The following is a 20258-nucleotide window of genomic DNA, read 5'->3' as shown; positions in this document are numbered from 1 at the left end:
TTTTGAATGCGTATAATCAACTTCAGAGCGTACATCTCTAATTTGAAGTATTAAAGCTTTTAACACATTTTGATTGGGAGGAAGCATGGTCATGAGTCAAATAACCAACATTCTGGAGTTTAACAAGCAATTTGTCGAGAAAAAAGAATACGAAGCCTATATGACCAGCCGCTTTCCCGATAAAAAAATGCTGATCATCACCTGTATGGACACACGGCTTGTGGAGCTGCTTCCCAAGGCGATGAACTTCAAGAACGGCGATGTCAAAATCATCAAGAACGCCGGCGCGGTCATTTCCCAGCCGTTCGGAAGCGTAATGCGCAGCGTGATGGTCGCTCTATATGAGCTGGATGCCGATGAAGTGATTGTCGTGGGCCACTACGAATGCGGGATGGCCTCGCTCAACGCGGACCGGATGATTAATTCGATCAAGGAGCGCGGCGTTTCCGAGGAAGTGCTGAGCACTTTGGAGAATTCGGGAATCAAATTGACAAAGTGGCTGCGCGGGTTTGACAATGTTCAGGACGGGGTAATTCAGACTGTGGAGCTAATCAAGCGCCATCCCTTACTCCCCCCCAAGGTACCTGTGCACGGCATGATCATCGATCCGTCTACCGGAGCGCTTGAGCTGGTCGTTGACGGGTACAGCGGAGCATAAGGCAACTCTCTGAACTCTTTGTTTGGCGGAGATCCTCTGGATCTCCGTCCTTTTTATTTGCGCTGTCTAATGCAATTTACTTCATGCCTTATTGCATGCACTGAATATTGAAGTGCTTATGCTTATATGCTTCACAGGCTTAATAAGCGACATTAAAAATATTTTTTCAAAAAAATACGAAAGTTTTTATTTAAATTTGAAACCTACCGGAACCCTGCTACGTATTACCCTGCATACCATAATTCTAGGAGGGTATCTATACTCAATGAAATTGAAACGCGTAATGATGATTGTAATGGCTTTCACCCTGTTTTTTGCCGTAACAACACCGGATTTTGCGGATGCGAAACGCGGCGGCTTTAAATCCGGCACCCGGAGCTTCACCACGACTCCGAAGAAATCTACGACAGACAGCGTGAAACCAAACGATAGCAGCAGAGGCACTACATCCACCGGTGCAGCGGCCACTACCGCGAACCGCGGATTTTTCAGCGGCGGCGGCTTGATGAAGGGCCTGATGATCGGCGGAATCGCCGGCATGCTCTTCGGCGGTATGTTCGCCGGCATGGGTGCCTTCGGCAACATTATTGGTCTGGCCATTAACCTGCTTGCCATTTATCTTGTCTTCATGCTCGTGATGTCCTTCATCCGCAGCCGCCAGCAGCGGCGCAAGTTCCAGGAAAGGGATGACCGTTACTGATGTCAACAACCGTTCTGAGCATGGACGAAATTATTAACGCCGTCTGCCTGCATATGGCAGAGCGCAAAGGCGTGCGTGTCCAGGAGGTTCAGGTTGAGCTAAGCTGGGATGAAGATACCGGCTATACAGCCGAGGTCTGGATTCAAGGACGCAGCCAATATTTAGTGGAATCCAACCTGAACGAAGCGATCCTCCGTTATCTGCACAGCGAATACGGCATCCGCGCTTACCGTGAGAATGTACGGCTGGAGCTGGATGAGGAGATTACGGCAGTGGTTACCACATAAACCGGCACAATATATGCTTGACGTGAAGAAGGGACAGCCTGGCGGCTGTCCCTTCTTTGTGCGTTGTCGTATTTTTTATAGGAAACGGGCAAGTATGCTGGCGCTAGTTCACTACTACATAATAGAATCCGAGGATGAAGATGCACATAGTGGAACCGATGGACAACCAGGTGAAAAATTTGTTCCAGTTACAGTTCTTCATTGGTCTTGTACACCACCAAAATGGTACTCCGCTGATGCTCGGAGCCGTCGCGCGCAGCTTTGACAACCGAACCGTAGCAAACATTGACCACCTGCTCCTCACGCAGCCCCTTCAGAAATTCATTGGCTGTATTGACGGCATACGAATTATCCGCATCCACAAACTCTTTGACTTGAATCATGTTCTTCTCCTTTGGCACAAGCCTTCACAAATAGTAAGGCACCCCGCAGTCAATCGCGAAATGCCCAAATTTCAATCTATCTTAACACCCGGTGTAAGCAGGGTCAATAGCTTTTTTCATAAAATTTCACATTCTTCCATTGACCAGTGTTTAATTAAGCTAAGGGTCTCAAAATTGCAAAAAGACATGCACAAAAGAACGGACTCTCCACGTTCCTCGCTCATGTCTCTGGTTACTACTAATCATTTTCATGATTATCTTAATGCTAAATTCAGCGTCAACTATGCTAGTGAAGGCACCGGCTACAGCAGGGAGATGGCCAGCAGTTCATACAGAACCAGCGGCAGGATGGCATTACCGCTCACCGGTCCGGGGTATGGATAAGGCGGATACGGGTACGGCTTGTAGTAAGGATTGTAAAATCCGCGTACCGGGTCCGTATTGACGGTAATGAGCAGGTACAAATTTTTACCGTCCATTCCTGCCAGAACGCCTTCATGGGCGATGCCGTCATGGGTCTCGACCTTCACTTTGTGATTCAGATAAGGCTTGCAGGTGTGGTGCAACGTATTGCGTACGCCATGATAATGCTGGGCAACCGCGGGATCAGCCTGATAGATCACCGGGCCCCGCACCTCAGGAGTATATATCGACATGTCGCAGACCTCCGTTAGAATTCGATTTTGCTCCATTCTATGCGGATGCCTATAGGAAGGTGCAGCTGCCTATACCGTTGTCTGCTCTGCAATGGTAGGATAGCGCTTCGATATTAAGTAGCGAGAAACCATCTACGCCTTAAAAAGCCACGCCGATTCCGCCTTCTCCTGCATATGTACCCATAACCGGTCCCATACTGGAGAACACAACCTCTTTAAACGGATGCTTCGCCAGAATGCGTTCTTTGATCTCCAGCGCCAGCTTTTCGCAGTTACTGTGGACAATAGCGATGACTGCTTTTTCATAATCATGCTGCTTCTCGTCAAGCTTCGCCAGCAACTGATTGAGCGCTTTCGGCAAACCGCGCGTCTTCTCCACCACCTCAACCCGGCCCTCTTCGCTGATCTTGAGCAGCAGCTTGATGTTCAGCACGGAAGCAACCGCCCCGGACAACCGGTTAAGACGTCCGCCCTTGATGACATTTTCCAATGTATCGAGCGTGAAGTACGCCACCACTTCCTCAATCTGCGCCAGCACTCTTGACTTCAGCTCTGCCAGGCCTGCGCCCTCGCTGGCCCATTTCGCCGCCAATGCAATTATCAGAGACAGGCCGCCTGAAAAAGTACGGGAATCAATAACTTCAAGATTCCCCGTAAAACCTTCATCTTCATAGATTTCCTTGGCAATCACTGCCGCCTGATAGGTGCTGCTGATGTTGGACGACATGCAGATCACCAGAATATCGGTCCCCGGCTCTACCTGCTTGAATGTATTTACAAACTCCTGCGGACTGGGGCTTGCTGTCGTGGGCAGCTCTTTCGCCTCGCGCATCCGGGAATAAAAATCTATCGTTTCCGTCTCTGGCGGCATCAGGTCATGTCCGAAATGGACGGGAAGTTTCACAATGCCGATATCATATTGGTCAATGTAAGCCTGTGGTATGTCGGACCCGCTGTCCGTAATAATCTTGATGGTCATCAGGATGCTCTCCTTTCAATTCTATCCCATTATAGCCACCCTCCAGGGACTCAGATAGTATAATATATAACTTGCCAAAATTGCGATTCTGTGCATGGTGGCATATATGGTCATGAGCCCCAGATATTATGCAGTTTGCGTTTGCAATATAGACATATTTCACGCTCAGCAGCGTTTCTGAAACAGCCGCTACCTTCTTTATTCCCCATCCTGCACAATAAGAAACGGTTTATCCATCCCTATCAGGACATCGCCCGATCAAACCTTTACTCTTCAGCAAAAAAAGCAAACCGGTTCAGGCATGAATATAATCATACCCCGGCTTGCTTTATCTCCTGTTAACTTTCTCTCAAAGTTAAATGATATTTCCTCATAACCGCCTTCGGATAACATATTTATGAGTCGCCACACTGCGGGGCAATCTTCGCAATTCTGCTCAAGTCATCGGCGAAAGGGAAAGCTCCACCCCACCATTCTTCTCTCCAGGGAACTGCTCGGTTTGGTGCTGGGAACCGTGAACGATATCGCCACTCTGCGCCAGCAGCCAGGCCACAGGTGCCGCTACACCAAATACTCCGCTTCTTCATCCCGCGACGGGGCTTCGCCGCGCATCTCTTTGAGCAGCTTCTTCATCATGACGGAAGCCTTCACCTTGACCGGCAGGCAATGCGATACCTCCAGCGTATACGCACCTAAGCGGACTGCTGCGCGAAGCTCCTCCATCGTCTCGCAAGTAACCTCAAGCTTGTTCAGGACACTTCCGTATTGCAGGCACTGATGGCTGTCGCTGCCGGCAATCACCGGAAGACCCAGTCCGGCGGCAAAAGGGGTGATGAGTGCGCGGTAAGCCTCCTCTCCCTGCACATAAATATCCTTGGCGTTAAAGTCCACCGCATCCAGCCGTACCAGCAGCTCCGGGCTGAGATGATGCAGAGGGGTGGAGCGCCGGAACGGATGGGCCCCGATCTTCCACAGGCCGCGGCTGTCGGCCAGGTCCAGCAGTTGACGGAAGGGAATGAAATGTCCTTCACGGGTATACGGCTCCAGCGCGGCGCGGACCTCCAGAATCTCCTCCTTCCGTCCGATCAGGAGGATATGCCCGGTCTCGGCGATGTCGACCTCCATGCCGGGGAAGATTTTCAGGCCGTCAGCATCATAGTAATGTCCGTTGTAGGGATACATTTCATCCAGTGCAGCGTACATGCCGAAGAAATTCAGGGTATTGAAATGCTCGGTCAGCGCGAGTGCATCCAGTCCGTTCTCCTTGGCTTCGTACACCATTTGCCGGAAATACTCCGGGTCAAAGACAGATTTTTTGGACAGCTTGCCATGTGTATGCAAATCGATAATCATCGCGATTTCTCTCCTTTGTAGGTGTAGTGACGGATAATCCGGGCACAGTGAAGAATGCCTGTTTGGGCGGCTTAATAGATCAATTCAGGAAAAGCGGTACCCAGGGTAAACAGTGCGATCAAATACAGCGCCGTAACTCCCGCGAACATCCAGTCGCGCGGCTTTAGGGAGAGGTAGGACAGCTTCAGCTTCTTAACCTGCGGATTATTGACGGCGTAGTTGTAGCCCCGGGTCTCCAGCGCTTCGACGGTAGTGCGCGAGCGTTTGGCCGTATTCAGCATCAGAGGATAGAAGACCAGCACGATGATCCGCAAATAGTAGGCGGCAGTGCGCCAATAGAGCATACCGTTCTTCTGCGGGCGCAGACCGCGCAGCCGGAACGACAGCAGAATCTGGTGGAACTCCTCCAGCAGCGTCGGCAGAATGCGGTAGCCATAGGACAAGCTGAAGGCAAAAGCGTCGGGAACTCCCAGCGCAGAGAGGCCGTCACTGAGCCGTTCGGGGTCCAGACTGGAGAACACGGTAATGCTGGCCAGCGAGATGACCGACAGCTTCAGCGTCAGGGTAAGCATCGGCAGCACTGACTCGCCCCCGCCGCCGAAGAACAGCGACAGCAGGAACATCCAGCCAACCTGGGTGATGAGGCCCAGGCAGAGGATGAAGATGATGAATGTACTGGCCCGTGCCAGGACAGTGCAGACCGCCATCAGGATAAACATTCCGAGCAGAATTGTCCGGTTGTGCATGAACCACGGGACAATGGCGAAGAACAAATACCAGATCAGCAGCGTACGCGGGTCCAGCCGGCCCAGAACAGTACTGCTGCTGTTGTACGCATTCCCGAGCAGCTCCAGCTTGATGCGCTCGACAGAGATCTTGTCGAGTGCCCGTTTAACGGCTTCCACTTAGCGCCACCCCTTCCTCTTTATGCTCAAGTTTCACATCTTCTTGCCAGCTGACCTGCGAAGTAAATTCCTCCAGACTGCCGCAGATCTGCGGCAGCCCCAGGCTGCGGCTCAGCTTCATCAGCTGTGTCTCCGTCAGCCCCGCGCGCCGCAGAAGCAGCGCGTCGGCGAAGACCTCCTCCTTGCTGCCGTCGGCAATGATCCGCCCCTCATGCATAACGATGACCCGGGTCGCCCACTCCGCCACCAGCGCCATGTCGTGTGTCGCGATGACCACCGTCTCCACGTGGCTGCGGAGCGTGTGCAGCACCCCGATCATTTCCTGCTTCGTGGAAATGTCCAGATTGGCGGTCGGCTCATCGAGCAGCATGACCGCCGGGGCCATCGCGGCGCCGATAGCCAGCGAGACGCGGCGCTGCTGGCCGCCGCTGAGCAGCCGCGCATCCCGCTCGGCCAGCTCCTCCAGCCGGAAGGCGGCGAGCATCCGCTCCACCGTCTCAGCTCTATCCTCCCTGTGCCTCGCCTTCAGATAATAAGACACCTCGCCGCGGACAGAATCGTCGATGAACATGTCCTCCGGGTTCTGGAACACATAAGCGGCTGTTCCTGCCAGGCGTTCAGGCGGCTGCCCGTTCACCGTAATTCCCTTAACGGTAACGGTTCCGGCTGTCGGCTGGGCAATCCCGGCGATCAGCTTCATCAGCGAGGATTTGCCGGCACCATTATTGCCGACGAGCGCAACGCGTTCGCCGGCGTTCAGCGTCAGGGAAACCTCGCTGAGTACAGGCTGCAGCGTCTTGTGAATGGTCCGGTAAGCCAGACCGGCCTTATCCATATGCACCACGGGCTCCTGCTCGCCAGCCGCAGCGGCGGCAGTACTATGATTCGGGTTCCTCAGCACCCTACGCTCTGCAGCTTGTTCTCCTGCACCCTTTGAGCCGTGTCCTACAGCTTGCTCTCCTGCACCCTTTACGCCGTGCTCTGCCACATGCCCTCCCTGATGATCTTCCCGAAGTCCTGTCTCATGTTCTTCCCTACGTTCAGTCCTAAGCTCTGTTAGATGCACTCCTGCACGCTCTATCCTTTGCGCCGTTTCCGTTGCACCGCGCCGTGCAAAGCTGCCTTCCGCTTCCTCACAGCTCAGCGGATACAGCGTGCCCGCCGGAGCGCCGGGGCGGAGCATCCAGGCCGCCCGGGTCACATCGGGCGGATAGATGCCGAGCGGCAGCAGCTCGGCAACGGCCGACAGCGCTTCGTGCACCGGGCGCTGCCAGCGCAGCCGCCCGCCGTCCATCAGCACGACGCTGCGGCAGTATTCGGCAATGAACTCCGTATGATGTTCAATGACCACAATGGTCTTGCCCAGCCGCTCGTTCAGGCTGCGCAGAATATCGTAGATGTGCCGGGCATGCTGCGGGTCGAGCTGGGAGATCGGCTCATCGATGACCAGAATGTCCGGGTCCATCGCCAGCGCCCCGGCCAGGGCGAGCAGATGCTTTTGCCCCCCGCTGAGCTGCCAGATGAAATCATGGCGCTTGCCGGTCAGGCCTGTCAGCTCCAGCGCACGCTCGCCGCGCTGCCTGTAATCGGCCAGGCCGTAATTCAGCGGCGTGAAGCAGGCGTCGTCCAGCACGGTCGGCCGGACCAGCTGGTTCTCGAAATCCTGGTACACGTAGCCGATATGTCGCGACAATTGGCTGACCGTTTTGCCCTCCGTTGATTTGCCGTGCAGGATGACCTCCCCGGCGAATTCGCCGGTATAATAATGCGGAATCAGTCCATTGAAGGTCTTGCAGAGCGTTGATTTCCCGGAGCCGTTGCCGCCGATCACCGCCACGAAATCGCCCTCCGTAAGCGACAGCGATACGTCCTGCAGTACGGGCGTCTCCGCCCCCGGATACGTAAACGACACACCGCGCAGCTCTAAGATGTTGTTAGCCATCGAGCTGCCCCGCTTCCTGCCGCCTGCGGGCGCTGCGGCGCAGGATCAGGATAATCGCGGCGGCCACGAGTGCCGCAGCCGCAATGCTGATCCAGATCAGGCTGCCTTCATTCGACTCTGCGCCCGGCAGCTCGAATTCACCGAAGCTCCAGCCGGATTCGGACATCAGCTCCGCGCCGAGCGCTACGGCGGCGAGCAGGGTGCCTACGATGACCAGCTTTGGCGACAGCCAGGCGCCTGTCGCATACTGCATATTGCGCTCGCGCGGCTTCATGCCGAGGAGCGGCTCGATTTTGCCATACAGGCGGGGTACCAGATAGAGCGTCGGCAGCAGCGCGAACAGAATGCCCGAGAACAGCACATCATTCAGAAAGCTGACGCCTTCGATGAGCACGACACTTTCCGCCAGACCCTGCACCGCTTCCAGCTCCTCAACGCCCACCCAGACCTTCACTATGTCGATAACCGAGCTAAAGAACTGATGGATGGCCACACCGGTGATGGCCGCAATGCCGACCTGGCGGCGGTTCTTCGGATCGGACACCATGCGGCCCGCCGTATACATGGCCAGTGAGAAGGTAATGAATTTCTCCAGCTCGCCAAGACCTCCGAACTGTCCCAGCATCAGCTCGCCGAAGATAATCTCTCCAACCGCAGCCCCCACGGCGGCATACAGCGGATGAAACAGCATGCACAGCGTCAGCGGGATGAAGGCGAAATACTCGACCGACAGCTCGATCGGCCCCAGCTGCACACTCGGAATCAGCTCCGTGAACATGTTGGACAATCCATACAGCGACATGGACAGCACAAAAATCATCATCTTTTGCGATTGGGTCAGCGTGTAACGCGTTTTTAACGTACTCATTAACGAATCGGCCCCCTCCAGGAATTTACTCTCAGTATAGAGAGCGCATGTCAGCACAGCTTTTCCCGATTGTTAAGGGAGGGTAATATTTTTTTCAGTATTTTTAACGCTGTAAAAATATTTACATCACACTCTCGGGCTATAGTAGGGGCATCACCAACCACGCAGGAGGAACATCTGATGTATAAAGACTGGAACACCCGCCCCTTCTCCCCGAACCAGCGCATTCTCGCCGACTTCATTCCGAAGAACGAGCAGCGTATCCTTTATATGACCGAGCAGGAAATTGCCGATGAGCTGGGGCTCAGCATCGCTTCTGTCTCCCGGTTCTGGAAAGCAGCCGGTTATAAGCACGCCAAGGATTTCAAGAGCAAGCTGCGCTTCCGCTTTGAATCGACCCCTTCAGAAAAGATGCGCGACGCTATGCAGCGGACCGGCGGCAACTCCCTCCCGCGCAAGCTGCTGGAAATCACCTCGCACCATCTGGAGGAGACCGGCAGATATTTACATGAAGCGGTGCTTCAGGAAGCCATAGGCGCCTTGGCCGGTGCAAGGCATATTTACATCTACAGTCCCGGTCCCTGCGCAGGCTTGGCCGAGCTGATGGCATACCGGATGGCGCGTTATGGGCTTGTCCTCAAAAAGATGGCCCCGAGCGGCCATGAGCTGCTGGAGACGCTGATGCATGCCGGAGCCAAGGATGTCATCGTCGTATTCGGGTTCGTGCAGCTCCTGCCGGAAACGGAGGTCATTCTGGATTACGCCAAGGAAGCGGGCTACCGGATTATCCTGATTACCGACCGGCTGGTCTTCCCCCGTTCCCAGGATGCCGATATCGTGCTGTATGCGGGGCGCGGCGAAGTGTGGGAGTTCCATTCCATGGTCGGTCCGACCTACATCGTCGAGAATCTGATACTCGGCGTCGGGCTGCTGCACAAGGACCGCAGCCTGCGCAAGCTGGATAAGCTCCAGCAGCTCCGGGCCAGGTATGGCGGGAAGCTGCCGCGGAGCTGAGTGTACGGGATGGCGGGAGACTGCCAAGGGCTGAGACTTTGGGTTTAGCGGGACACTACCCTTGCCCTGAGAGTACGGGATGGCGGGATACTATCATGTAGCTGAGAGACATGGGATATACAGTAAGCTGGGCGAAGAGGCCTTAGCCCAGGATTTTCACCAAGCCATGTCGAAGTTAATCACTGGCATAGGGAGTTAATGACAGGAGGCTTTTACAATGATGGATACCAAGCCGGATTATATCCGCTGGATCAGGGGGAAGGTCGGTCATGAGCCGATTATTCTGAACTTCGCCGGCGGCATCATCTGCAATGAACAGGACGAAGTCCTGCTGCAGCGGCGCGGTGACACCAACACCTGGGGCTTTCCAGGCGGTGCGCTGGAGCTGGGCGAATCCGCCGATGAAGCGGCGGTCCGTGAAATACTGGAGGAGACGGGCCTTACGGTGCGAACTGAGCGGCTTATCGGAGTATACACGAAGTACTTCAACCGGTATCCGAACGGGGATGCTGCACAGACGATAGCATTCTTCTTTGAATGCAACGTTACCGGAGGCGAGTTGACTGTGGATGGCGGCGAGACGCTGGAGCTGAAATTTTTTCCGAAAAACAGTCTGCCTCCGCTGTTCGTGAAGCAGCATCAGGATGCATATGAGGATTGGCTGGGCGGAAGATATGGTGCATACCGGTGACGCATGGCGACATCCGTTTCATGAGGCAGCACGACAACCAAAGGTAACCACAGGACGTTCGCGGGAATGGATGATGACCGTTAGCCGCTGGACGTTCGCAGCATTCTGATGGTAGCCGAGTGACGCTGAACGTTCGCAGTAACAGTGGTAGCCGGGAGACGCTAACGTTCGCAGCAACAATGGTAGCCGAGTGACGCTGAACGTTCGCAGCAACAATGGTAGTCGGGTGACGTTAACGTTCGCAGCAACAATGGTAGCCGAGTGACGCTGAACGTTCGCAGCAACAATGGTAGTCGGGTGACGTTAACGTTCGCAGCAATAGGTGTTGTACGTGCGACACTGATCATTCGCAGCAACAGATGGACGAGTTTACTTGCATTTTGTACAACTAAACGGCCGCCATTTGGCTATTTATAAGGAATAGCTGCACTCCATACAACTAAAACAAGGAGTTTGTCGGCAAAATGCGTTATCCCGGACATTTAGTTGTAGAAAGTGCAACTATATCGTTTCACCAGCCTAAATTGGATGAAATAGTTGTACAAAATACACTTATGTACGCGGGAGCTGCGAGTGGCATGTGAGCTGCGGGAGCTGCGAGTGGCATGTGAGCTGCGGGAGCTGCGAGTGGCATGTGAGCTGCGGGAGCTGCGAGTGGCATGTGAGCTGCGGGAGCTGCGAGTGGCATGTGAGCTGCGGGAGCTGCGAGTGGCATGTGAGCTGCGGGAGCTGCGAGTGGCATGTGAGCTGCGGGAGCTGCGAGTGGCATGTGAGCTGCGGGAGCGACGGGAGCCGTTGAAATCATTGGCCTGGCGCACCCACACGAAACCGTCCCGGTGAAGAGCTCTTCACCGGGACGGTTTGGCATGACACTGTGCGGGTTCCACTCGCTGCCTGGTTGGATTTAGCCTCTGCTACTCCAGGCGTAAATAATCAAAATCGGCAAAACCGCCCGTTGACTTGGTCGCATAGTTGAACAAGGCAAACCGGTAGCCCATAAAGTGAGGCATCGTATAGGACATCTGAAGCGTGTTGCCTGCCACGATCCAGTTGCTGCCGTCGAGGCTGTAATAGAAATAGGCCTTATCCGTCTGGTTGGTAAAATCACAAACCGCCTTCAAATATACCCTGTTTTGGGTAAGCGCCACATTGGCCACTTCAACCATAGCACCGGAGCTGGCGTTAACCATCACAATAGACTTGGAACTCCCGGTCACCTTCACACCGACAAACCCGTATTTCGCCTGAAAGGCGGCCAGTCCGGCATAATCTCCGTCCTTCATCCCGCCGGTTTCCAGAGCCGTGACCGCTGTACTTTTGGGTCCGAACGTTCTTTGCGTCAGCGTGTTCCGGGCATCCAGAATAGATGTGCTCACCTTGCCGGTGGTCAATCTCATGAAGCCGGGACGCTGGGTCAGCGACCATTTCGTCCGGTCAGGATTGTGGTTCCACTGCCATACCTTAGCGAGCGCAGCTCCCGATGAGGCAGCTGAGGCAAACGAAACGTCGTCGACATAGAAGTTCATCAGGTCATTGACGGGATCCGGCGACTGGTTATAAGGGGTTTCAATAAAAAGAAATGTCCGGGTAAGGTCCGCACCTGCAGGAAGCGTATAGGTTCCCTGAATAGTGCCCCACTGCCCTTTGCTCAGGGTGGCTGACCCCAGTATTGTTATGCCGGTGTAGCTGGGACCATTCTGGATAGCATAGTTGAATGGCTTGGTGGCCGGCCCGGTAGTGTATTTAACCTTTGCAGAGAACGTATAGGTTGTTCCCGCACTCACTTTTCCGGTAATATCCTGCCTTGGACCCGCGCCTGTCTGCTGCCTGCCGCTGGCCAATAAGCTCGCGGAGCCGCCGGAATGCTCGGTTGTGTTGGCCGTCACAGTAACCGTATTGTTGCTGGTCCACGGGCTGATGCCGTTCTCTTCGAATCCGCCGTTTACAATCAGCTCTGCGGAGGATTGGGCCGCCGAAAACTCGTCGGAGGCATACACCTTTTTGACGGGATAGCCTTCGGCAGGTACATTCATCGACAGCGGCACTTTACCGTTAACACCGAATACCGGCCAGTTGTTAGACCAGGTGACGGGGACAAGATACGGCATTCGCCCGACCGCTCCACTGTCCTTAAAAAGCATGGCATACCAGGAGCCGGAGGCCGTATCCACAATGCCTCCCTGTGCAATGCCTGAATCGCTTAATGACACCTGCCCCGTATAGGTTCCCGTCAGGCTGCCGGAACGGTAGGTCAGTTGGGTGCGTCCGCTCCCCGAAGGCCAGCAGATCAGAAAGACGTAATAATAGCCGTTGATCTTCTGGATATGTGCCCCTTCGGCCTTGACGATGAAGCTGGACCCGGCAACTTTGCTGGAATTAGGGATGATAACCTGGTTCAATCCCCCTTGCTTGATCGCCTTGGCGTCAGCTGTAAGCTCAATCAGGCTGATATTATCACTGCCGTACACCAGGAATACCCGGCCGTTATCGAACAGCAGCGAGGCGTCATGATAGTAGCTTCCGAGCACAGAGGATGTCCATGGACCGCTCTCGATGTTGCTGGTCTGATAAATATAGGTTTTGCCGGTTGAATTGGACCCGAAGGACACATAGTAGATTCCGCCGCTGTATCTGAGACTGCTGGCCCAGGAACCCTTGCCGTATTCATTCTGTCCGTTATTCAGATTCTGCGCGTCACCGTTCGCATAGGTATCGTATACATAGTTCACAATCTCCCAATTGACGAGATCATAGGATTTCATGATCGGAACTCCGGGGTTCATGTGCATGGTGGTGCTGGTCATATAGTACGCATCGCCTACCCTGATCACATCATTGTCAGGAGCATCGGCATAGATGAACGGATTGGTAAATGACGAAGCGGAAGCTGTGCCGGAATTCGGTACTACGATCATCAACAAGGACACAGCCATCAGAAGAATACCCAACTTCTTTAACGGACTCTTGCCAAACCGTAGTCGTCTCATAAGCTCCACTCTATATAATCCACGTAAGCGTCCCAGGTTCCGTTATCTGTGGTCACAATCAGCTTGACATCCTGGGCTCCGGTGCCATGGACCACATTGGTCAATTGCTGGACCGTAGGTGTAGTTCCGGTGAAATAAACGGAACCTACTGTCGTACCTCCGATTTGCACATCCACCCTGGCCGTAGAAGCATTGCTGGATGCCCCGCGGATCGAGAGCGTATGGGTGTCATAGGCGAAGTACTGTGAGAATGAACCGGCATCATTGTTCCCGTAGAGGGCAACTCCATTGAAAGGAGAAGTAATCTTACCGGCGTAAGTCCCGCTGAGGGTCATATCTTCAGCTTCCACCCGGTTTCCTGTGCCGGCTGCATTTGCTGCAAACTGCCAGTAATCGAAATTGAACAGCTGGCCGCTGCCTGATCCGGTGAATACCAGGAACAGCCTGTGAACTCCCGTCGCGTTGCTGACAGCAGTCTCAACTTCCTTCCAGGCTTGTGTTCCCCCTGTAGAAGGGACAGTAAGCGTTCCTGCGAGCGTACCCGTAGCGCTGTCCAGCCGGATTTCGATTTTGCCGCCGGTGCTCGAAGCTACGTTCGCTTTAAAAGTCTTGGCTCCGCCGGTGCCAAAGTCAACATTCCCTACAGCAACCCAGTCACCATTGTGAATATTCGTCACATTCATATTGCTTACCGGTCCGCCAGTTGCCTGTGTTGCCTCAGTTCCGATGCCGGCATTCCAACCGATCGTTTCAGCTTCAACTCGGGTATACGGATTCAGATTGGCAATCTGGGCGATGCCGTCCATATTACCCTGAACTTCCTGGATCGTGCCGTCGGCATTATGGACAAGCTTATTGATGTGCGGCGAACGGTAGCCCTTGCCATCTCCAAGCTGCGCCTTGCTGACGGTCTGAGCATGATACACCACATACCACTGATTGTTAAAGTTAAAGACGGCATGATGATTGTTACCGCCGACCCCAAAGAAGGTATACGGATTCTTCAGGAAATGGCCGACATACGTAAAAGGGCCTGTAGGACTGTTACTTACCATATAGCCGATCTCGCCTGCCGGATAAGCTGCCGGATGAGTGCCGGAGAAATTAATGCAGTAGGAATAATAATATTTGCCGTTATACTTGTGAATTCCCGAATCCTCAAACATATAAGGCGCGTCAATGGTCGTCGCACTTCCGACAATACTGGTCATATCGGAGCCCAGCTTCAGAACTCTGGCTGTCCGGGGATTGGCGATGGATGCGGGATCCGAGGTATTCGGTATCCCTCCCCCGCAGTACAGATATCCGTTTCCATCATCGTCCACCAATACGGCCGGGTCAAAAAGCCAGGTAACGCCGGACATGCCGGCTGTGCTGTTCGTAACCAGCGCTTTGCCGAGCGGATCTGTCCATGGACCTACCGGAGAGTTAGCCGTTAACACGCCGATCCCGGAGGCACCGTTTGCAAAGTACAGAAAGAATTTGTCAACGCCATTGATTTTTTTCACCGCCACGGAAGGGGCCCAGGAGAGTGATGCCCATTTGGCAATACCTTGACCATTATTGGCATTGTTGGCTCCGGCAACCGGAACGGCCGTATGATCCGTCCAGTTCACCATATCCGCCGAAGAGATGACATTGATTTTATTCAAAGCGCTGAAATCATTGTCCTTAACCGAGCCATCGCTGTTATAAACATACGCATCGCTGGACATGTACACATAGACTCTGCCATTATACGTCAGTGCGAAGGGATCGGCACCCAGCTTATGGTCCATGAGCGGATTGGATTTCCCCGGCTGCTTGGCCGTTGCACTATTGGCAGCGAACACAGACATGATGGGCATACAACCCATTATTACGATAAACGTTAATAGAATAGCTGCGATCTTTTTCATCAAAATACCTCCCGATCATAATTGTAATCGTTTACATAATAGAGGGGCAAAAATAGTTGCCTTAACCTTTCCTCCCTTCTTTTTTGTATTAATTTATATTATTTCTAATATTTGTTACTCGAAAACATCATATTATAATTACATTATTGGAACAATGTAGTTTCATATTTGAAAAGTTTGATTTTTTGCGCAATTGTTAGATTTCTCAATAAAAGAAAGCAGGCATCTTATTTCCGCCTGCTTCCCTTCAGTATTTGCGGTTCTCCACTTCCATGGCGGCGAGCTCCTGGGTAAAAATGTCCTCGGGCGGCACGATTCTCTTCGGCAGTGTACGTCCCGACATGATTTCTTTAGCAGCCTGCATCAGCAGCGGACCAAGCAGCGGGTTACACTCCACCACTGCATTGATATTGCCCGCGATCATCTGCTCGAACGCCCGCCTTGTGCCGTCTACGGAAATAATAATGATATCGCTGCCGGGCGTAAGCCCTGCCTCTTCAATGGCTTCCACCGCACCAATCGCCATATCGTCATTGTGGGCATACAGTACCTGAGGCCATTCTTCCTCCGGCTGCTGCAGGAACTCCCGCATAACCTCCCGCCCTCCGCGCTTGGTGAAGCCTGCAGGCCTCGATTGCGTAATGCGGAAATTCTGCTTGTCCTCAATCATCTTGCGGAAACCCCGCCCCCGGTCTATCGACGGCGTTGAGCCTTCTGTGCCCTGCAATTCAGCGATGGTAATCACACCGGAATCATGACGCATTTTATCAATCATATATTTCGCCGCCTTCACCCCCTCCTCATAAAAGTCGGAGCCGATGAACGTGACGTAGAGCGAGCTGTCCTTCACATTCACCGAACGGTCCAGAATAATAACCGGAATCCCGGCCAGCTTGATCTCCTGCAGAATCGCTTCCCAGCCTGTCTGCACGACAGGTGCAATCGCAATAATATCGACTTCGCTTTCGATAAACGAACGGATCGCATCAAACTGCTTCTGCTGGTCCTGCTCGGCGTTCTTCAGGATCAGGGAAATGCCCGCCTCAGCGGCGGCTTCCTGGATCGAAGCGGTATTGGCTTCCCGCCAGGTGCTCTCCGAACCAAGCTGCGAGAAGCCCAGCACGATCCGTTCGGCCGCCGCAGGCCCGTCTTCGGGAAGCAGCTGTCCGGTTAACGCGGGAGCCGCAGTACGCAGCGGGACCTGCCTATCCCCGGTATTCGCGGATGAGCAGCCGCTTAACAGCAACAGCATCAGGACCAGCGCCCATTTCCCCATTCTCATCGGCATCCCTCCCAGAATTGTTAGCGATTACAATTATATAGAAAAAGCATCAGGAAACAAATGGTTATTGTCTCCCGATGCAGGCTTTTCTTATGATGATTTCCGGGCAGGGCCTCCCGAGCTAAGCACCCGCTGCAGGAGGATGAACACAAACAGCAGCAGACCGATGACGATCTTGGTCCACCAGGAGCTAAGTGTCCCCTCGAAGCTGATGATGGTCTGGATCACCCCTTGAATCAGCACACCAAAGAAGGTGCCGAGCACATACCCCACGCCTCCGGTCAACAGCGTGCCGCCAATGACAACAGCCGCAATCGTATCCAGCTCAAAGCCGACCGCATGCAGCCCGTATCCCGACAGCATATAGAAGGTAAAGACCACCCCGGCCAGCGACGAGCAGAATCCGCTTAACGTGTAAACCAGCACCTTGGTCCGCGCGACGGGAAGTCCCATCAGCAGAGCAGATTGCTCATTGCCTCCAAGCGCATATACATTGCGCCCGAAACGGGTATAGTGGGCGGTATAAATAGCCGCAGCGACCACGATCAGGGCAATAACGGCGCTAATGGAAAGGAAACTGCCACCCGGCAGCGGAATTTTGGTCTGGGCGACGGCCGTGTAGAACGGATGATCAATGGTTATCGTATCGATGCTGATTACATAGCATAGTCCCCGCGCCAGGAACATCCCCGCCAGCGTAACAATGAATGGCTGTATTTTAAAATAATGAATAATCGCGCCCATGGCACTCCCGAACGCAGCACCCATCAGAAGCACCAGCGGAATGACGACCAGCGGCGGCCAGCCCAGCTGCTGCACCAGACTGGCAGAGATCATCGTCGACAAGGCAATGACCGATCCGACAGAGAGGTCAATCCCCCCCGACAGGATAACAAAAGACATGCCGACAGCGGTCACCAGCAGAAAGGCGTTATCGACCAGCAGGTTCATCAGTACCTGAAGGGAGAAGAATCCGGTATATCTGAAGGAACCGGCTGCGAACATAACCAGAAACAGCAGAATGGTAACAACAATCGGGATGTATTTGCGGTTAAGAGACATGACGGGTGATCTCCTTTTCTGCGGGGTAATGGCGCGTCTTCCAGCGGGCGGCAAAAGCGGCACGGAACGCATCCGACTGGATCAGACAGACGGCCAGAACCACAAAGGCTTTGACGACCAGGGTTATTTCCGGCGGTACACCGATCATATATATGGTTGTGGTCAGCGTTTGGATGATCAGCGCCCCGATGACGGTGCCTGTGAGATAGTACCTTCCGCCATTGAGGGACGTCCCCCCGATGACAACCGCCAGAATAGCGTCCAGCTCATACCACAGGCCGGCGTTATTGCCGTCTGCACTGGAGACATTGGAGCTGAGCAGCAGTCCGGCAATGCCTGCGCATAAGCCGCAGAAGATATACACCGCCAGTATAACCCATTTCGCCCGGACACCGGCCATCAGGCTTGCAGTAGGATTACAGCCGACGGATTCGATAAACAGGCCCAGCGCCGTTCTTCGGGTAAGCAGGGCAATGAGCAGGACGAGGATCACGACAAATATGGAGAACGGCAGGGTAGCAAGTGATCCGGAGCCGATATATGCATATTTTGCGCTGGTTACCGTAATAATCTGGCCGCCGGTAACCAGTTGGGCAATCCCGCGCCCTGCAACCATCAGTATCAGTGTAGCGATAATGGGCTGAATACCGGCTACAGAGACCAGCAGACCGTTCCATAACCCCAGGATGAGCGATAATCCGACAGCAAGCAGCACGGAGATCAATATAAGCGCCAAGGAATTCTGATCCGGGCCTTTGCTGATGCTCAGGCAGGCAACAGCGCCGGATATAGCAACAATGGACCCGACAGACAGGTCAATGCCCTTGGTGGCGACGACCAGTGTCATCCCGATCGCCACCAGGATAAGCGGCGAGCCGAAGTTAAGGATATCAATCAGGCTGCCGTATAAATGCCCGTCATGCATGGTGATGGTGAAGAAATCCGGAGAATAACACAGATTAAATAGCAATAATGCGGCCAGCACGCACAACGGCCAGAATAAATGATGTTTCACTAATCTTCCCATGATTGGTCAGCCTCCTGCAATCGACTGCATAATGTGCTGCTGGCTCATATCCTTGCCGGTAATTTCCTTTACCTTCCGGCGGTCCCGCAGGACGGCGATCCGGTCGCTGACGCGCAGCACCTCTTCCAGTTCGGACGAGATGAACAGGAATGACATCCCCTGGCGGGAAAGCGAGAGCACCAGCTTTTGAATCTCCGCCTTTGCCCCGATATCAATTCCACGGGTAGGCTCATCGAGGATCAGCAGCTGCGGCTCCGTGAGTAGCCAGCGGGCCAGCAGCACTTTCTGCTGGTTTCCGCCGCTTAAATTCTTGATCAGATGATCGGGATTTGGGGGATTGATGTTCAGCATGCGGATATATTCTCCGGCAATCTCCTCCTGCCGCTTCCGGGAAATGGCCTTAAAGACTCCGTATTTAGCCTGAAGTACAAGAATAATATTCTCTCTTACCGTCAGATCACCGATAATCCCCTCCGTCTTGCGGTTCTCGGAGCAGAAGGCGATCCGTCTTCTGATGGCTTCACGGGGAGAACGAACCGTGCCTGCGGATTCCGGCAGCGTCAATCTTCCCGAGTCCGGTTTGTCCGCACCGAAGAACAGCCGCGCCGTCTCCGTCCGCCCTGAGCCGAGCAGGCCCGCCAGGCCGACCACCTCCCCCTGGCGAATCGCCAGGTCAAACGGCTCGATCCCGCCTTTGCGGCCCAAGCCTTCGGCTCTAATCAGTTCACCGCCCAGCGGATTCTGATCCGCTTCCGCCAAGCTTGGCAGCTCCTCCAGCAAATGGAGCTCCTTCCCGATCATTTTCATGACCAGCTCCAGCCGGGTTAACTCCTTAGCCATATACTCGCCGACAAACTCACCGCCCCGCAAGATGGTCACCCGGTCGGAGATTTCATACATCTGATCCAGGAAATGCGTGACAAACAATATGGACAAGCCGCCTTGCTTGAGCTTCCTCATGATCCGGAACAGCTGCTCCACTTCCTTCTGATCCAGGCTTGAGGTCGGTTCGTCCAATATGAGCACCTTCGCTGAAATATTTAAAGCCCGGGCGATCGCAACTAACTGCTGGACTGCTACTGAATACGTATGCAGAGGCAGGGTTACATCAATCTGCAAATTCATCCGCTCCCGGAGCAGTTCATCTGCACGCCGGTTCATTTCTTTCCACACAATCCGGCCAAATCTGCGCGGCTCTCTTCCAATGAATATATTCTCCGCAACGGTCAAATTGGGACACAGATTCACCTCCTGATACACGGTACTGATTCCGGCAGCCTGCGATTCCAGGGGACTGTGCAGCGTAGTGGCTATGCCTTCCATTTCCACACGGCCTTCATCAATCGAATAAACGCCGGTCAGCACTTTGATCAGTGTTGATTTGCCGGCGCCATTCTCCCCCATAAGGGCATGAACCTCACCCGGAAACAGGCGCAGATTCACATCACTGAGCGCCTTGACGCCCGGAAACCGCTTATGAATCTTCGTCATTTGCAATATGGGCTTCTGCGTGCTCATCTTCTTACGTCCACTCCTCTTTCTAGCGGGATAGAACCCACTCCGGCA

The 20258-nt window shown here is 53.9% G+C and carries 19 protein-coding genes; 6 read left to right on the top strand and 13 right to left on the bottom strand.

Annotation, left to right across the window (positions count from 1 at the left end; all coding sequences use genetic code 11):
• Positions 1 to 91: 91 nt before the first annotated feature.
• The 3 genes from F1379_RS06345 (at position 92) to F1379_RS06335 (ending at position 1645) form a co-directional block, all read left to right on the top strand.
• On the top strand, positions 92 to 658 hold the full coding sequence (locus F1379_RS06345; protein WP_150267575.1) for a beta-class carbonic anhydrase: 567 nt from the start codon (positions 92 to 94) through the stop codon (positions 656 to 658).
• 265 nt (positions 659 to 923) lie between these two features.
• The gene (locus tag F1379_RS06340; RefSeq protein WP_203457050.1) at positions 924 to 1358 is read left to right on the top strand and encodes a hypothetical protein; all 435 of its coding nucleotides are present in this window, start codon (positions 924 to 926) and stop codon (positions 1356 to 1358) included.
• Positions 1358 to 1645 (top strand): YxcD family protein, encoded by a 288-nt coding sequence (locus F1379_RS06335; RefSeq protein ID WP_150267573.1) that lies wholly within the window; start codon positions 1358 to 1360, stop codon positions 1643 to 1645. Before F1379_RS06340 ends, F1379_RS06335 begins: the two co-directional genes overlap by 1 nt.
• 188 nt (positions 1646 to 1833) lie before the next feature.
• On the opposite strand, the gene F1379_RS06330 is transcribed toward F1379_RS06335, so the two are convergent.
• From F1379_RS06330 to F1379_RS06300, 7 genes are all read right to left on the bottom strand, one after another.
• The gene (locus tag F1379_RS06330) at positions 1834 to 2028 is read right to left on the bottom strand and encodes a sporulation protein Cse60 (RefSeq protein ID WP_150267571.1); all 195 of its coding nucleotides are present in this window, start codon (positions 2026 to 2028) and stop codon (positions 1834 to 1836) included.
• Positions 2029 to 2330: 302 nt separating this feature from the next.
• A complete protein-coding gene (locus F1379_RS06325) occupies positions 2331 to 2684 on the bottom strand; it encodes a hypothetical protein (RefSeq protein ID WP_150267569.1) in 354 nt (117 codons plus the stop codon).
• 139 nt (positions 2685 to 2823) lie between these two features.
• Positions 2824 to 3663, bottom strand: coding sequence for a DegV family protein (locus F1379_RS06320; protein ID WP_150267567.1), 840 nt, complete (start codon positions 3661 to 3663; stop codon positions 2824 to 2826).
• 561 nt (positions 3664 to 4224) lie between these two features.
• Positions 4225 to 5016, bottom strand: a complete 792-nt coding sequence (locus F1379_RS06315) for a PHP domain-containing protein (RefSeq protein WP_150267566.1) — start codon at positions 5014 to 5016, stop codon at positions 4225 to 4227.
• Between the two features lie 71 nt (positions 5017 to 5087).
• Entirely contained in the window at positions 5088 to 5921 is an 834-nt protein-coding gene (locus tag F1379_RS06310; RefSeq protein WP_150267564.1) for an energy-coupling factor transporter transmembrane component T family protein, read from the bottom strand.
• A complete protein-coding gene (locus F1379_RS06305; RefSeq protein WP_150267562.1) occupies positions 5908 to 7863 on the bottom strand; it encodes an ABC transporter ATP-binding protein in 1956 nt (651 codons plus the stop codon). Before F1379_RS06305 ends, F1379_RS06310 begins: the two co-directional genes overlap by 14 nt.
• Positions 7856 to 8731 (bottom strand): DUF8171 family membrane protein, encoded by an 876-nt coding sequence (locus F1379_RS06300; protein ID WP_150267560.1) that lies wholly within the window; start codon positions 8729 to 8731, stop codon positions 7856 to 7858. Before F1379_RS06300 ends, F1379_RS06305 begins: the two co-directional genes overlap by 8 nt.
• A gap of 180 nt (positions 8732 to 8911) precedes the next feature.
• Here F1379_RS06300 and F1379_RS06295 point away from each other — a divergent pair, with 180 nt between their 5' ends.
• From F1379_RS06295 to F1379_RS06285, 3 genes are all read left to right on the top strand, one after another.
• On the top strand, positions 8912 to 9745 hold the full coding sequence (locus tag F1379_RS06295) for a MurR/RpiR family transcriptional regulator (protein ID WP_150267558.1): 834 nt from the start codon (positions 8912 to 8914) through the stop codon (positions 9743 to 9745).
• 220 nt (positions 9746 to 9965) lie between these two features.
• Positions 9966 to 10436 (top strand): NUDIX hydrolase, encoded by a 471-nt coding sequence (locus tag F1379_RS06290; RefSeq protein WP_150268119.1) that lies wholly within the window; start codon positions 9966 to 9968, stop codon positions 10434 to 10436.
• A gap of 573 nt (positions 10437 to 11009) precedes the next feature.
• Positions 11010 to 11276 (top strand): hypothetical protein, encoded by a 267-nt coding sequence (locus tag F1379_RS06285; protein WP_150267556.1) that lies wholly within the window; start codon positions 11010 to 11012, stop codon positions 11274 to 11276.
• 74 nt (positions 11277 to 11350) lie between these two features.
• Here the strand turns inward: F1379_RS06285 and F1379_RS06280 are convergent, their stop codons facing one another.
• The 6 genes from F1379_RS06280 to F1379_RS06255 form a co-directional block, all read right to left on the bottom strand.
• Positions 11351 to 13369, bottom strand: coding sequence for a beta-xylosidase family glycoside hydrolase (locus tag F1379_RS06280; protein ID WP_239004581.1), 2019 nt, complete (start codon positions 13367 to 13369; stop codon positions 11351 to 11353).
• A 50-nt stretch (positions 13370 to 13419) separates the two neighbouring features.
• Positions 13420 to 15279, bottom strand: a complete 1860-nt coding sequence (locus F1379_RS06275) for a carbohydrate-binding protein (RefSeq protein ID WP_203457058.1) — start codon at positions 15277 to 15279, stop codon at positions 13420 to 13422.
• A 289-nt stretch (positions 15280 to 15568) separates the two neighbouring features.
• Complete coding sequence (locus F1379_RS06270; protein ID WP_150267549.1) at positions 15569 to 16603, bottom strand: ABC transporter substrate-binding protein; 1035 nt, start codon at positions 16601 to 16603, stop codon at positions 15569 to 15571.
• Positions 16604 to 16693: 90 nt separating this feature from the next.
• On the bottom strand, positions 16694 to 17665 hold the full coding sequence (yjfF, locus tag F1379_RS06265) for a galactofuranose ABC transporter, permease protein YjfF (protein ID WP_150267547.1): 972 nt from the start codon (positions 17663 to 17665) through the stop codon (positions 16694 to 16696).
• On the bottom strand, positions 17655 to 18692 hold the full coding sequence (locus tag F1379_RS06260) for an ABC transporter permease (RefSeq protein WP_150267545.1): 1038 nt from the start codon (positions 18690 to 18692) through the stop codon (positions 17655 to 17657). Before F1379_RS06260 ends, yjfF begins: the two co-directional genes overlap by 11 nt.
• A 6-nt stretch (positions 18693 to 18698) precedes the next feature.
• On the bottom strand, positions 18699 to 20210 hold the full coding sequence (locus F1379_RS06255) for a sugar ABC transporter ATP-binding protein (RefSeq protein WP_150267543.1): 1512 nt from the start codon (positions 20208 to 20210) through the stop codon (positions 18699 to 18701).
• Positions 20211 to 20258: the final 48 nt, after the last annotated feature.

The sequence above is a fragment of the Paenibacillus tepidiphilus genome (assembly GCF_008635795.1).
Classification (GTDB): Bacteria; Bacillota; Bacilli; order Paenibacillales; family Paenibacillaceae; genus Paenibacillus_AQ; species Paenibacillus_AQ tepidiphilus.
This window is presented reverse-complemented; position numbering and strand designations above follow the sequence as displayed.

Excerpts from the sequence above, each read along its gene's own strand:
- F1379_RS06255 (WP_150267543.1), bottom strand. The coding sequence starts at position 20,210 with ATGAGCACGCAGAAGCCCATATTGCAAATGACGAAGATTCATAAGCGG.
- F1379_RS06330 (WP_150267571.1), bottom strand. The coding sequence starts at position 2,028 with ATGATTCAAGTCAAAGAGTTTGTGGATGCGGATAATTCGTATGCCGTC.
- F1379_RS06270 (WP_150267549.1), bottom strand. The coding sequence starts at position 16,603 with ATGAGAATGGGGAAATGGGCGCTGGTCCTGATGCTGTTGCTGTTAAGC.
- F1379_RS06340 (WP_203457050.1), top strand. The coding sequence starts at position 924 with ATGAAATTGAAACGCGTAATGATGATTGTAATGGCTTTCACCCTGTTT.
- F1379_RS06275 (WP_203457058.1), bottom strand. The coding sequence starts at position 15,279 with ATGGGTTGTATGCCCATCATGTCTGTGTTCGCTGCCAATAGTGCAACG.
- F1379_RS06320 (WP_150267567.1), bottom strand. The coding sequence starts at position 3,663 with ATGACCATCAAGATTATTACGGACAGCGGGTCCGACATACCACAGGCT.
- F1379_RS06295 (WP_150267558.1), top strand. The coding sequence starts at position 8,912 with ATGTATAAAGACTGGAACACCCGCCCCTTCTCCCCGAACCAGCGCATT.
- F1379_RS06280 (WP_239004581.1), bottom strand. The coding sequence starts at position 13,369 with ATGGCTGTGTCCTTGTTGATGATCGTAGTACCGAATTCCGGCACAGCT.
- F1379_RS06300 (WP_150267560.1), bottom strand. The coding sequence starts at position 8,731 with ATGAGTACGTTAAAAACGCGTTACACGCTGACCCAATCGCAAAAGATG.
- F1379_RS06305 (WP_150267562.1), bottom strand. The coding sequence starts at position 7,863 with ATGGCTAACAACATCTTAGAGCTGCGCGGTGTGTCGTTTACGTATCCG.
- F1379_RS06260 (WP_150267545.1), bottom strand. The coding sequence starts at position 18,692 with ATGGGAAGATTAGTGAAACATCATTTATTCTGGCCGTTGTGCGTGCTG.
- F1379_RS06315 (WP_150267566.1), bottom strand. The coding sequence starts at position 5,016 with ATGATTATCGATTTGCATACACATGGCAAGCTGTCCAAAAAATCTGTC.
- F1379_RS06335 (WP_150267573.1), top strand. The coding sequence starts at position 1,358 with ATGTCAACAACCGTTCTGAGCATGGACGAAATTATTAACGCCGTCTGC.
- F1379_RS06345 (WP_150267575.1), top strand. The coding sequence starts at position 92 with ATGAGTCAAATAACCAACATTCTGGAGTTTAACAAGCAATTTGTCGAG.
- F1379_RS06290 (WP_150268119.1), top strand. The coding sequence starts at position 9,966 with ATGGATACCAAGCCGGATTATATCCGCTGGATCAGGGGGAAGGTCGGT.
- F1379_RS06325 (WP_150267569.1), bottom strand. The coding sequence starts at position 2,684 with ATGTCGATATATACTCCTGAGGTGCGGGGCCCGGTGATCTATCAGGCT.
- yjfF (WP_150267547.1), bottom strand. The coding sequence starts at position 17,665 with ATGTCTCTTAACCGCAAATACATCCCGATTGTTGTTACCATTCTGCTG.